This window comes from Stutzerimonas nitrititolerans (assembly GCF_003696285.1).
In the GTDB taxonomy this organism is placed as follows: domain Bacteria; phylum Pseudomonadota; class Gammaproteobacteria; order Pseudomonadales; family Pseudomonadaceae; genus Stutzerimonas; species Stutzerimonas nitrititolerans.
In genome coordinates, this window is record NZ_RFFL01000056.1 from 1 (window position 1) to 879 (window position 879).

An 879-nucleotide genomic window follows, 5' to 3' on the forward strand; every position below is an offset into this window, starting at 1 on the left:
CAGGCCGAGAGGCCTCGGGTGATCCCGGAAGTTCTTTCACAACCCGAGCCATGAACGACTACCCGGCCCCGCCGGTTAGGTCAGCCCCGGCCAGATCCTGTGGGGCGACAGAAAGTCAGGATCAACATCATCAACAGCAGAACGCATTGCCTCTGCGGCTACCGGTGATCAGACAGATGCCGAGGAAAACATCTGCCAACGCGACGGCGACCCCTGTGTTTCGGGGCGACCTGAGACGGCTGATCAAGGGCTCTACCCGTCCGAGCGAATGACCCGCACGCAATGCGCACCGCCCGCCAGCGGAAATTAGGCCGTGACAAGGAAAGCATCACTGAAGCGCCTGCCGATGCGGGCGCTTTGGGATGACAACCGGAGAACGGACATGACCACGAAGTTCGGAAGCAAAGTTCAGGTCGGCGACATGATCTTTGTCGGGATCGGCCGCAGCAAGACGGGGCGGATCAACGCATTCCTGCCCCACCCGGAGTTTGCAGAGCGCAACCCAGGCTATACCGCACGAATTGCAGTAACTGATCGCGGCAAGATCACCGTCGTTGACCAGCAGCCAATTGAAGTGCCGGCGTAACACACAGCCCTGTTGGTAGCAGGGCATCACTCAAGAGGAAAGGACATGAGCAACGAGATCAAGCGTCTGCGTAAACGCAAGGTTGAGGAGTTGGCCCAGCTGGCGATGACCGGGCTAGTGATGTCTGGGAAGCACTCCATCTCGCAATACACAGCTGCCAACGCCTATGACTTGGCTGAAGCGATGATGGACGAGCATGAGAAACGCTTCGGGCCATTGAGCCAGGCCGACCTGTAAACCGCCACGCCAGCCCCAACACCCAAAGGAACCCCTACATGGACACGATCCAGATA

At 58.9% G+C, this 879-nt stretch carries 2 protein-coding genes; both read left to right on the forward strand.

Annotation, left to right across the window (positions count from 1 at the left end; genetic code table 11):
* Nucleotides 1–382: 382 nt before the first annotated feature.
* A complete protein-coding gene (locus tag EA795_RS20630; RefSeq protein ID WP_147456333.1) occupies nucleotides 383–586 on the forward strand; it encodes a hypothetical protein in 204 nt (67 codons plus the stop codon).
* 45 nt (nucleotides 587–631) lie between these two features.
* Nucleotides 632–823, forward strand: coding sequence for a hypothetical protein (locus EA795_RS20635; protein ID WP_122079231.1), 192 nt, complete (start codon nucleotides 632–634; stop codon nucleotides 821–823).
* Nucleotides 824–879 lie beyond the last annotated feature (56 nt).

Excerpts from the sequence above, each read along its gene's own strand:
- EA795_RS20630 (WP_147456333.1), top strand. The coding sequence starts at position 383 with ATGACCACGAAGTTCGGAAGCAAAGTTCAGGTCGGCGACATGATCTTT.
- EA795_RS20635 (WP_122079231.1), top strand. The coding sequence starts at position 632 with ATGAGCAACGAGATCAAGCGTCTGCGTAAACGCAAGGTTGAGGAGTTG.